Genomic DNA, 12116 nt, shown 5'->3' with positions numbered 1-12116 from the left:
AATTCGCGGTTCAAGATTATGGAATCGGTTTTTTGTTATCTTGTATGAAAAGTGTAAATAAATTTCGTTTTAGCTATGTAAGCTCGAGTGGTGAGGAAGGATATCCGGGGAACCTGACCCTTTTCGTAACATATACCTTAAATAACCAGAATGAATTAATGATTCATTATTCTGATCAAACAGATAAAAAACTGTATTAACCGTCACCAACCATTCCTAATTCAACTTAAGCGGGAATGTAAAAAGAAATGTATTGAATCATTCGCTAAATATAAAAAGTGATAAATTTTTGGAGCTGGATCAGGAACTTATCCCGAATGGCCAGTTTCTAGAAGTGGAAAATACTCCATTTGACTTTAGGAGGGAACGACTGATAAAAACAGGGGTGGCATCGGATCATCCACAAAATTTACTTGTAGGGGAAGGTTATGATCATCCATTTCTTCTAAATACAAATAATGACCAGGAAATTGTCCTAATGGACGTTGAAAGCGGACGGACTTTAACGGTAGAAACGGATGAGGTTGGAGTTGTTGTGTATTCAGGAAATTCCTTGAAAGAGGAGGGGGAATTCAACGGAGTTCCTTCTCGGAAATATCTTGATATCTGTTTAGAAACACAGGGGTTACCTGACGCGGTTCATCATACCCATTTCCCATCTGTCATATTAGATAAGAGGGAAAATTATTCTTCGGTAACGAAATACCGGTTTGGTGTTCAAGGAGATAAGGAAGATATTTTGGAGAATTAATTAGCCTTGAATGTTACTATTGAAAATTGAATCATTCATCATATCTTTCTTAAGGTAAACAATCACTTTTGTAGGAAACCATTTAATTAATTATTATCTGAATAATTTGTATATTGACAATTATCTGAAAATGTCAGAAGATAGAAATGAACACGCGTACATTGTGGGGGTGATTATCTTAGTAAGTAGAAAGAATGTTGCAAAGCTAGCGGGTGTATCTGAGGCGACAGTTTCAAGAGTATTTAATAATGTAGGTCCAATTCGGGAAGAAACTAAACGTAAAGTTTTAAAAGCAGCAAAAGAATTAAATTATTACCCAAACTCAATTGCTCAGAGCTTTGCTAGGAGGAGGAGTGGAAATATCGGTGTTATTGTACCTTATTTTCCAAAAGTTGATGTGATTTCAACTTATTATTTCTCACAATTACTAAATGGAATTGGTACAAAGCTTGGAGAAGAAGGATACGGGTTGTTGCTTTTATTTAGTCCTATGGATGAACCAAAAGATTATCTCCAATTTTTTCTTTCACAGAGGGTTGATGGTTGTATCATTATTGGATCTAAAAATACTCCGGATGAAATTAAGGCACTGGAAAAACTTCATCATAAGAACCTACCGTATTGTCTTCTTAATCAGACTTTTCTGGACCACCCTTTTCATTTTCTTGACGCAAATCATTATGATGGCAGTTTTAAAGCTGTTTCTATGTTAATTAAGAAGGGATTTCAAAAAGTATTGTTTCTAAACGGGCCAATGGAATATTCGAATAGCGTCGATCGTCTTGCAGGATATCATGATGCATTTGCTAATGCTGAATTAACACAAAATACTGATTGGATCTTTCACGGGAATTACAGCCGAAAAAGCGGACTTCTTGCATCAGAAAAAATAGGTCCCTTAATAAAAGATTTCAAAGCCATTTTTGCAGGGAATGACCGTATGGCTATTGGCTTAATGCAGGGATTAGGGCAGCAGGGATATCAAGTTGGCAAGGATTATGTAATTATTGGGTACGATGATTCAGATCTGTCCAAAATTACTACTCCAACACTAAGTACTGTCAAAGTGCCATTGTTTGATATGGGGTATCTAGCTGCTGAAAAGGTTGTACAACTACTATCTTCGGATGAAAAGAGAGTAATTCAAGAACGACTTTCTGTAACTGTTATTGAACGAGAATCTTCACATATGAATTTGATAAAAGGGGGGTAGCTTAATGGAGACTATAAAAGTTGGTATGGTTGGTTATAAATTTATGGGAAAAGCACATAGCCATGCATATAAAGATCTTCCATTATTTTTTCCTAATGTTATTCGTCCTGAAATGAAAGTTATTTGTGGACGTAATACCGAAGAAGTTGTTAAAGCAGCTTCTCAATTTGGCTGGGAGGAATACACAACTGAGTGGATGGAACTAGTGGAAAGGGATGATATTGATTTAATTGATATTAATGCTCCAAGTAATGTACATAAAGAAATAGCGATTGCTGCAGCAAGAGCAGGAAAACATGTTTTTTGTGAAAAACCGTTAGCGCTTACACTGCAGGATTCAAGAAAAATGCTTGAAGCTATCGAAGCTGCAGGAGTGAAACATATGGTCGGTTTTAATTATCGATTTGCACCAGCAGTAATGTTGGCTAAGAAGCTTGTTGATGAAGGAAGATTGGGAGATATCTACCATTTTAGAGCTTGGTTTTTACAAGACTGGCTTGTTGATCCAAATTTCCCCCTCACATGGAGACTCCAGAAAGAAATTGCCGGTTCCGGTTCACATGGGGATTTAGGAGCTCATCTAATTGATTTGGCTCATTATATGATTGGGGACATTACCGAGGTGATTGGAATAAATGAAACTTTCATTAAGGAGAGACCAATTCCGACTAATATGACCGGATTATCAGCAACGGGCAGTGCTGACGGAGAAAAAGAAAAAGTTACTGTAGATGATGCGACTTTGTTTTTAGCTCGGTTTGCAAATGGTGCGATAGGCTCATTCGAAGCTACACGTTTTGCTACAGGGCATCGCAGCACGAATTCTTTTGAAATAAACGGCAGTAAGGGAAGCGTTATTTTCGATTTTGAAAGAATGAATGAGCTGCAAGTGTATTTTGGCGATGATAGGGATGATGTGCAAGGATTCCGTCGTGTACTTGCAACAGATCCTGTACATGCTTTTTCAGAAGCATGGTGGCCTGCAGGGCATACAATCGGTTATGAACATACGTTTATTCATGAAATTGTAGAACTTATGGAAGCTTTTCGTGAAAACCGTCAACCCATTCCTAATTTTAAAGATGGTGTGAAATGTCAGCAAGTTTTGGAAGCGGTTGAATTATCCATTGCAAGAAGGGGATGGGTAAAACCTTCAGAATTATAGATTGAAAGGAGTGCGACAAATGAAGAAAAGTGCATTGATTGTATGGGGTGGATGGGATGGACATGAGCCTGAACAGGTCGCAAATATATTTCAAGGAATACTAGAAGAAGAAAATTTTAACGTTGAAGTCTCTGACACTCTCACTTCATATGAAGACGTTGAGAAACTTAAATCTTTGGATTTAATAATTCCACATTGGACAATGGGGAAGATTGAAAAAAAATTCGTTTTAAATATTTCAGAAGCTGTAATGAATGGTGTGGGCTTAGCAGGCTGTCATGGAGGAATGTGTGATTCTTTCAGAGACAATGTCGATTGGCAGTTCATCACTGGTGGTAACTGGGTAGCACACCCTGGTAATGATGGGGTTGAATATATGGTTAACGTTAAACACTCTTCAAGCCGACTATTAGATGGTTTAACTGATTTTAAAGTGGTTAGTGAGCAGTACTATCTTCATGTGGATCCGGCAGTTGAAGTTCTGGCCACCACTCGTTTCCCAGTAGTAGACGGACCGCATGTTTTTAATAAAGCAGTAGATATGCCTGTCGTTTGGACAAAACGATGGGGGCACGGACATGTTTTTTATAATTCATTAGGTCATAAGGCTAATATTGTAAAAATGCCAGAAGTTTCTTTAATAATGCGACGAGGGTTTTTATGGGCTGCAAAAGGTAAAGAACGCGCTGCAGGATCGCGGTATATTACCTTTGGAACAGCAGGAAATGGCAATGGGCGAATATTTTCTGGAATGGGAGATAGTCAATAAGTAATATCTGATTTGAAAAGGAGATGACTACAATGAAAAAAATAAGAATTGGTATTGTAGGCTGCGGTTATATAAGTTCTATTTATATGGAAAATTGTCGAAAATTCGACCATCTTGACCTACTTGCATGTGCCGATATTGATGAACAGCGGGCAGCGGCACAAGCAAAAAAATATAATATTCCTAGAGTTTATTCTGTTGGTGAACTTCTTTCAGATCCTGAAATTGATCTAGTGATTAATTTAACGATTCCTAAGGCACACGCAACAGTTTGTATTCAGGCACTTGAAGCTGGTAAACATGTTTATACTGAAAAGCCTCTTGCGGTAACACGGGAAGAAGGAGAGCTAATATTAAAAACTGCTAGAGCAAAAAAATTACTGGTTGGGAGTGCACCAGATACCTTTCTCGGAGCGGGTATCCAAACGGCTATTCAACTAATTGAAAATGGTGAAATTGGCAATCCAATTGGTGCCTCTGCATTTATGATTAACCGTGGGCATGAGCATTGGCACCCAGATCCTGCTTTCTATTACGAAGCTGGAGGCGGTCCAATGTTTGACATGGGACCTTATTATTTATCAGCTTTAGTGTCTATGCTTGGTCCAATTAGGCGTATCGCTGGGTCAGCAAGAATTAGTTATCCGGAACGTGTTATAACGAGTGAACCAAAAGCTGGCTCTAAGATTCCGGTTTCAACCCCGACCCATATTTCTGGAATCATTGATTTTTCATCAGGCGCAGTGGGAACGATTACGACCAGTTTTGATGCATTTGGTGGAACATCCCTTCCTCCAATTGAGGTTTATGGAAGTGAAGGTACCCTGCTGGTACCAGACCCAAATACATTTGGTGGACCTGTTCGAATAAGAAAAAAGGATGAAAAAGAATTTATTGATGTCCCCCTTTCCTATGGCTATTCTCAAAACAGCAGAGGCCTTGGGGTAGCCGACATGGCACAGGCGCTTTTAACTAGAAATAGTAACCATCGAGCCAATGGCCATTTAGCATATCATGTTTTAGAGGCCATGCATGGTTTTCATGATTCTTCTAAAAATGAGACTTACTATAATATGCAAAGTACATGTGACAAACCAGCTTCACTGCCTATTGAACAAAAGTTGTCGTGAAATAAAGTATTATGTTAGATAAACAAAATTTAATTCATTTGTCTTTCCTATTACTATATTTATCTATTTTATTTAAAAGAGATAGCTAGGGATGGGATAAATCTAGGAAAAAATAGTTGAATGTGGGCGAAATCTATTTTTTAAAAGGGAGATGAAAAAAATGTTTAAGTATTTGAAAAGGAAAACTCCGTTAATTTCCGTTTTGTTAGTATTTCTTCTTTTAATTACTGCATGTCAGCCAAAAGCTCCAACAACAAAAAGTTCTAATTCAAGTAAATCTGATTCAAAAACACTAACCGTTTGGCATGTTGATCAAGGACCAGCGGAGGAGTCTTTAAAGAATGCTGTGAAAAGATTTGAAAAGAGTCACCCTGGTGTTACTGTTAAATTAGTTAGGCAAGAAAATGATCCGTATAAAACAAAGTTAACTGTTGCTACGGGTGGTGGAAACCCTCCGGATATTTTTCATTCATGGGGAGGCGGATGGTTAAAAAATTTTGTTGATGCTGGTCAAGTAAAAGATCTTACAAATGCTGTAGACAAAAACAATTATTTACCAGCAGCCATTTCTTCATCAACTTATAATGAAAAGGTTTATGGTCTTCCCGTAACTATGAATATTGTTCCAGTTTGGTATAATAAAGAAATTTTTGAGAAATACAATCTTCAAGAACCTCAAACCTATGATGAGCTAGTAGAGATTATAAAAACGTTAAAATCTAATGAGATTATTCCATTCGCACTAGCGAATAAATCAAAATGGACAGGTTCCTTATATATGATGTATTTAGCGGAAAGAATAGGGGGCAAAGAACTATTCAATGAAGCATATGGACGTTCAGGTAGAGGCTTTGATGATGTAGCTTATATTCAAGCGGCGACAAAAATTCAAGAACTTGTTAAAATGGGAGCTTTTCCGGAGGGTGTAAACGGAATGAACTATGATACAGGTCAATCGAGACAATTATTGTATACAGATAAGGCTGCTATGTCAATTGATGGAAGTTGGTTTTTAAATACATTAAGAAATGAAATGCCAGAGTTTGAAAAAAAATTAGGATTCTTCATGTTCCCGTCAATTCAAGGAGGAAAAGGTTCCGATAAAGAAATCGTGGGCGGAGTTAGTCCAGTGTTTTCTGTAGCAGAAAAAGGCGCAAATAAAGATCTTGCTGTTGAGCTTGTAAAAGAACTTGCTGGTAAAGAAACTGCAAAGGAAATGGCAAATAAAGCGAGTAGGATTTCAGCAGTAAAAGGTGTGGAATATGAGGATAAATATGCACAAAAAATCAATGATATTATGCAAAAGGCAGAATACTTGCAAACCTTTTATGATCAAACTCTTCCAACAGAAGTTGCAACAGAACATTTAGATACTACTCAAGCGCTTTTTGGATTATCAATTACACCTGAAGAAGCTGTGAAAAAGGTGGAAGAAAAAGCGAAAGAAGTTATTAAATGACGTTTTTAAATAATTAAATAGAGAATGACTTAGAGGGTCCAATATCATCTTTGGAAACAATAAGTCATCCTCTTTTAAAAAAATCGAGGTGGGAGAGATTGTGAAAACAAACAGTAAAGAATTGCCGGTTTTTTCTAATTCTATTTCTATAGTAAATAAGAAGAAAATTTCTGTAAAACTTAAGCAAGGTTTAGTAATAACAGGCTTTATTGCCCCAGCGTTACTAATATATGGAGTCTTTGTTTTATATTCCATAGCTATGACCTTTTATTACAGTCTTTTCAATTGGTCAGGAATCGATAATAATTTTATCTTCATAGGTATTCAGAACTATATAGACCTTTTTAAAGATGAATTATTTTGGAGCTCTTTAAAGAACAATTCATTACTTGTTGTTTCCTCTCTTTTAACTCAATTACCTCTTGGCTTAATTATGGCTTTATTATTATTTAGTCCTATTAAAGGGATGAGATTTTTCAGGTCCGTGTATTTTATGCCATTTTTAATGTCAACTGTTGCTATTGGTATGTTATTTACCTTTATGTATGATGGTAACTTTGGAATCATCAATAAAATGCTTGGGTCGATTGGTTTAGAATCACTTCAAAGAGGTTGGTTAGGAAATGAAAGTACGGCAATATGGGCAGTTATTATCACGATTTGCTGGCAGTATGCTCCATTTTATATGATATTATTTAGGGCAGCAATTGTCGGAATTCCTGAAGAACTCTATGAAGCCGCTATGATTGATGGTGCAAATTCTCGACAGCGCTTTTTTAAAATAACATTACCGTTATTAATGCCAATAATTATCACATCTAGTATTTTATCTATTATTGGATCGTTAAAATATTTTGATTTAATCTACGTAATGACTGGTGGCGGTCCAAACAATTCTACGGAATTAATGGCCACCTATATGTATGAAGAAACCTTTACAAATTTTAATATGGGCTTTGGAAGCAGCATATCTTTTTCAATGTTTTTAATTGCATTGGTAATTACAATCATTATTGTTTTCTCTGATCAAAAAAGAAAAGGGGAGAGCTAAATGAGCATCATAAAAAAAATAAGCAAAATGCCACTTTATTTACTGGCAATAATCTTATTGATTTTTACAGGCTTACCATACTTTCTGATGATTAATTCATCATTAAAAAGTCAGCTGGAGTTCATGACTTCACCTTGGTCATTACCCAATTTTTTAACATTTGAAAATTATTCTAAAGTGTTGTCGTCGGAATTCCTGCGTTATTTTGGTAATAGTTTGATAGTTGCGGTCATTTCAGTAATATTGGTCATTGTTGTATCTGCTATGGCAAGTTATCCTTTGGCAAGGATGAAATTTAAGTTGAATCGCCCTCTTTTTATCCTTTTCATGATTGGTATGATGATTCCAATTCATACCACGTTAATCCCTATTTATCTATTAACGATAAACATTGGATTATATGATACTATTTGGGGACTAATCGGTCCATACGTGGCGTTTGCTATACCTGTATCTGTTGTAATATTCACGCAGTTTCTACAGGATATTCCTGCGGAGTTAGAAGAATCTGCAAAGATTGATGGGTGCGGCCAATTCCGGTTATTTTGGAAAATATTATTTCCACTCCTAAAACCGGCAGTTGCAACAGTAGCCATTTATAACTTTATTCACATTTGGAATGAATTTGTATTTGCGTTAGTTTTGACGAATTCCAAAGAAAATTTTACATTGCCTCTAGGTTTACGAGATTTTTATGGAGAATTTTCCGTCAATGTACCCGGAATAATGGCAGCACTAACATTAGGAAGTCTCCCTCTATTATTGGTGTATTTTGTTGCTCAGGAAAAAATTGTAAGGGGAATTGCGGCGGGATCTGTAAAAGGATAAGTATAGCTTTTGCTTTGCATTATTTTATACGAAGGCGAATCTGATAAACACATCTGGGTGTGAGATATAGCAATTTTTCCGGTAAAAGGCATTCTTTAGTTTCCATGCACATGAAAGGACCACTGGAAGAAAACAGACGCTTTCTTTTCTAGGAAAAAATCCAATCTCGCATGCCAACTGCCTAATATGAAATGGATTTAATAATAGTATATCGAAAAAGTAGTCATGATATTCATTATAGATTTGGAGGGATTATGACTTCACAACAACATATGTATCTTTACAGAAGGGGAATTAGAAGTTAGGGAGAAATTCCGAGTTTAAGGACAGCAACACACAACAAAACGGTTGTAAAAATAAGAAAATGGAGGGATTCTATGAAAATTGGTAAAAGGAATACCAATACTGTTCTTTCAATAATTTTGTTACTAGGACTTCTTTGTGGTAACACTTTTGTCTCGGCCTCTAGTAATAGTGATGATCTAGTATATTCTGCACAAGCAAATAGGCATAATGATACTGCAAAAATAACGAAAAATATGAAAGCGCTTCCTAAGGTGAAAGAGATTCCGTATGGAGAGGGAATGACTTTCCATAGCGAACCGACTTCTATTAGTCATCCATTTAGCTCGATGTATAGTTCTAGCGGTCGTGTAGACATTTGGAATGACTATGGCTATGAGGAAAAAGAGTTTTTCATGTCAGGTAAAGCAAATGTATATGACATCAATAAAAAAGATGACCCATCCATAAAATCATTAGGCAATGATTATACAACAAGGCTACTAGTAAGATTCCCCAAGGATGCGTCTAAATTCTCTGGTCGAGTTTATGTAGATATTTTAAATGCTTCTAGCGGTGTAGATTTGGAAGATACTTTTGGCAGAAGCTATGATTGGTACATGAACGAGGGGCATGCCTATATTGGGATTACTTCGAAAACTGATACGATTAATGCACTAAAGAAATTCGATAGTAACAGATATGCAGATTTAAACTGGAAAGTAAATGGAGTAGATGAAAACGGGTTGGTTTGGGATATGATATCTCAACTAGGTACTAAGCTTCGAGACAAAAGTGCAGGTGATATATTGGGTGGCCTAGACCCGAAATATGTGTATTTATCCGGTCAAAGTCAATCAGGTTTTTATTTGAATACGTACATCACATTATTTGATGATTTCCTGAAAAAATCCAATAAAAGAAAGCCATTGTTTGACGGCTATTTGAATTTAGTAGGACCTGGAACGACCAATGTACGTTCGAATGGACCAAAGCCATCTGTTACATATTCAGAAACGAGTGTTCCATATATCGTGATTATGTCTGAATTTGAACACCGGTTTGGAAGCTTAACAGAATATCCTGAGTATGAAAGAAAAAAAGACTCAAATTCTAAGAAAAATAAGTTTAGATTCTATGAGGTTGCAGGTACTCCTCATACTGATCCTACACTCGCAGTTATTCCCAATAGCGCTGAAATTGCTCTTGGTAACGGGAAGGGCAGACCACCCAAGGAGTATGATGCGGGACATTATGAAAGTGATTTAAATCTTCAGATATTTGTGAATGCTGCCCAAGAAAACATGCATAAATGGGTAACGAAAGGGATACCTGCTCCATCTGCCCAAGGCAAATGGATCGATTACAAAAAGACTAAAACGAAAGGGAAAACATTATATACTCCTAAAACGGATGAACACGGAAATGCATTAGGTGGAATCCGTGCACCGATGATGGAGTATCCAATTGCAACGTATTATGCGAGCAGAAATGGATTGCCTTTTGAGACAAATGGAAGCATGGTATTTTTTACAGCAGATAAACTAGCAAAATTATATCCTGATTTTGAAAAAGATTATAAAAAGCCATTCATAAAACAAGCAAAAAAACTATTGGATACAGGTTATATTTTACAAGAAGGCTATGACAAACTAGTAACTTATGTGAATGAAAAGAAAGGCTTCGGGGGACCAGATGCTGAGAAAATTTCCGCTATAGCGAATGCTAAGCCAACAAAGATTGTAGAAAAAACGTTTGATCATGAAGCGATTGGTTTTCATCCAGAAAAACAACCCGATGTAGAGGCGAATCCAAATCTAAGTCATCCATATAATTCGATGTTGTCATCTGTCGGTTCTGTAGATATATGGGGAGATTATGATTATACAGAAAAGGAATTTTTTCTTTCTGGTAAAGCCAATGTGTATGAGGTTGGCAAAATCGAAGGCAATGATGTTCCGACGATTAAGAGTGGACCTCATGATTATACAAATCGGATCATCGTTCGTATGCCTAAGAATATGAAGAATTTTTCGGGTGCTGTTTATATCGATATTCTAAATGCATCCAATAATTCGGATATGGAAGATACATGGAGAAGAAGCTGGGAATATTACATGCAAAATGGTCATGGTTATATAGGCATTACATCTAAAAATGTCAATGTTTCAGCGCTGAAAAAATTTGATCCTGTAAGATATGCAGCCATTGATTGGGGGGCTGATCAGGCTGGTGAATATGAAAACGGATTATTCTGGGATATGTTATCGCAGCTTGGCGTCGCTTTACATGATGACGAACAAAGCGCACAAATCCTTGGAAAAAAACCAGACTTTGTTTTCCTTGGCGGGCAAAGCCAATCTGGAATGTATCTGAATACTTATACAAATACCTTCCAGCCATACTTATATGATGCAAAAAAGAAAGAATACTTGTTTGATGGCTACTATAACTGGGTGGGTCCGAGGCCGACTTCTTTGACACCACCTTTACAACCAGTGCCAAGTACAAATGAAAACAGTCCACAAACCATCTTTAAGGCAATGGGTGTTCCAAACATTGCGATTATGTCTCAAGCGGAATTTAAGGCTAAAGAAGCGAGTCCTTCTACTTATAAGTCAAAAAAGGATCAAAACAGTGAGTATGATATTTTTAGACTATATGAAGTAGCGTCGACGCCTCACTCAGATGCGATATCACCGATTATTCCAAATAATGATGCGATTGTTAAGGCTGGGGCAAAAGCTAGACTATACCCAACTAGTCCATTACTTAATACGATTAAGAGTGATTTGCACATTGATATGTTTGTAAGTGGAGCATTGCAAAACTTGTATGATTATGCTATGGCTAAAAAGGCTAATCTACATGCAGATCCTAAGAAGTACTTCCCGTCTGCCGACGATCGATGGGTAAATATAGATCCTGCAACAGGAAAATTCACAAGAGATGTGCATGGCAATGTAGTAGGTGGAATTCGTCATCCTCTCGCTGATCACCCACTGGCTACTTATATGGTAGAAAGTGATTTTATGACAATGTTTACTAACGAAAAGTTAAAGAATCTATATGGCACAAGAGAAAACTGGATGGCTAATATGAACGCTTCTGTCGATCAATTACTTGCAGAGAATTTAATTCCACAAACAGTTGCTGCCTCGTATAAGAAAGTCATTGCTGAGAATACAAGCCCTTGGAATCAACAATAAAATGGTATCGTAACAAATGCTCGGAGTGCCAGATTTGGGGTGTGTCGAGCATTTGTTTTTGCCGATGAAATGGAATAAAAAGGTCCATGAGCGTCTGATCCCAACCCAATGATGAAAAAGGTTCAGGTTCTCCATTTGTATCACTTTATGAAGGCGGCGGTGCGGAGCTGATTTTGCAAAGTCTCGCCCTTTTCCACAGAAAAGAGCGTTATTACTTTGTTCTTAACTTCTATTACCTAAAATATTATTTAGATAGGAA

At 36.8% G+C, this 12116-nt stretch carries 10 protein-coding genes; all 10 read left to right on the top strand.

Translation table 11 applies throughout. The annotated features are described in order from the left end of the window. Positions 1-44: 44 nt before the first annotated feature. The 10 genes from JNUCC23_RS15350 (at position 45) to JNUCC23_RS15305 (ending at position 11857) form a co-directional block, all read left to right on the top strand. Entirely contained in the window at positions 45-200 is a 156-nt protein-coding gene (locus JNUCC23_RS15350; RefSeq protein ID WP_454216089.1) for an aldose epimerase family protein, read from the top strand. Positions 201-253: 53 nt separating this feature from the next. Beyond that, positions 254-751, top strand: coding sequence for an aldose epimerase family protein (locus tag JNUCC23_RS15345; protein ID WP_454212229.1), 498 nt, complete (start codon positions 254-256; stop codon positions 749-751). A gap of 130 nt (positions 752-881) precedes the next feature. Continuing rightward, entirely contained in the window at positions 882-1964 is a 1083-nt protein-coding gene (locus JNUCC23_RS15340) for a LacI family DNA-binding transcriptional regulator (RefSeq protein ID WP_454212227.1), read from the top strand. A 4-nt stretch (positions 1965-1968) separates the two neighbouring features. Further along, positions 1969-3129: a Gfo/Idh/MocA family protein gene (locus JNUCC23_RS15335; protein ID WP_454212225.1), complete on the top strand. Its 1161-nt coding sequence runs from the start codon at positions 1969-1971 to the stop codon at positions 3127-3129. Between the two features lie 19 nt (positions 3130-3148). Then, complete coding sequence (locus JNUCC23_RS15330; protein WP_454212223.1) at positions 3149-3898, top strand: ThuA domain-containing protein; 750 nt, start codon at positions 3149-3151, stop codon at positions 3896-3898. 32 nt (positions 3899-3930) lie between these two features. After that, positions 3931-5028, top strand: coding sequence for a Gfo/Idh/MocA family protein (locus JNUCC23_RS15325; protein WP_454212221.1), 1098 nt, complete (start codon positions 3931-3933; stop codon positions 5026-5028). A 160-nt stretch (positions 5029-5188) separates the two neighbouring features. Continuing rightward, positions 5189-6487 carry an extracellular solute-binding protein gene (locus JNUCC23_RS15320; protein ID WP_454212219.1) on the top strand — a complete coding sequence of 433 codons (1299 nt, stop codon included), beginning with the start codon at positions 5189-5191 and terminating at the stop codon, positions 6485-6487. Positions 6488-6587: 100 nt separating this feature from the next. Next, the gene (locus tag JNUCC23_RS15315; RefSeq protein ID WP_403069757.1) at positions 6588-7538 is read left to right on the top strand and encodes a carbohydrate ABC transporter permease; all 951 of its coding nucleotides are present in this window, start codon (positions 6588-6590) and stop codon (positions 7536-7538) included. After that, a complete protein-coding gene (locus tag JNUCC23_RS15310; protein ID WP_454212216.1) occupies positions 7539-8366 on the top strand; it encodes a carbohydrate ABC transporter permease in 828 nt (275 codons plus the stop codon). A 377-nt stretch (positions 8367-8743) separates the two neighbouring features. After that, on the top strand, positions 8744-11857 hold the full coding sequence (locus tag JNUCC23_RS15305) for an alpha/beta hydrolase domain-containing protein (protein WP_454212214.1): 3114 nt from the start codon (positions 8744-8746) through the stop codon (positions 11855-11857). The last annotated feature ends 259 nt before the right edge of the window (positions 11858-12116 follow it).

This window comes from Peribacillus sp. JNUCC 23, assembly GCF_053653995.1.
This window is presented reverse-complemented; position numbering and strand designations above follow the sequence as displayed.

Excerpts from the sequence above, each read along its gene's own strand:
- JNUCC23_RS15350 (WP_454216089.1), top strand. The coding sequence starts at position 45 with ATGAAAAGTGTAAATAAATTTCGTTTTAGCTATGTAAGCTCGAGTGGT.
- JNUCC23_RS15340 (WP_454212227.1), top strand. The coding sequence starts at position 882 with ATGTCAGAAGATAGAAATGAACACGCGTACATTGTGGGGGTGATTATC.
- JNUCC23_RS15335 (WP_454212225.1), top strand. The coding sequence starts at position 1,969 with ATGGAGACTATAAAAGTTGGTATGGTTGGTTATAAATTTATGGGAAAA.
- JNUCC23_RS15330 (WP_454212223.1), top strand. The coding sequence starts at position 3,149 with ATGAAGAAAAGTGCATTGATTGTATGGGGTGGATGGGATGGACATGAG.
- JNUCC23_RS15325 (WP_454212221.1), top strand. The coding sequence starts at position 3,931 with ATGAAAAAAATAAGAATTGGTATTGTAGGCTGCGGTTATATAAGTTCT.
- JNUCC23_RS15320 (WP_454212219.1), top strand. The coding sequence starts at position 5,189 with ATGTTTAAGTATTTGAAAAGGAAAACTCCGTTAATTTCCGTTTTGTTA.
- JNUCC23_RS15310 (WP_454212216.1), top strand. The coding sequence starts at position 7,539 with ATGAGCATCATAAAAAAAATAAGCAAAATGCCACTTTATTTACTGGCA.
- JNUCC23_RS15305 (WP_454212214.1), top strand. The coding sequence starts at position 8,744 with ATGAAAATTGGTAAAAGGAATACCAATACTGTTCTTTCAATAATTTTG.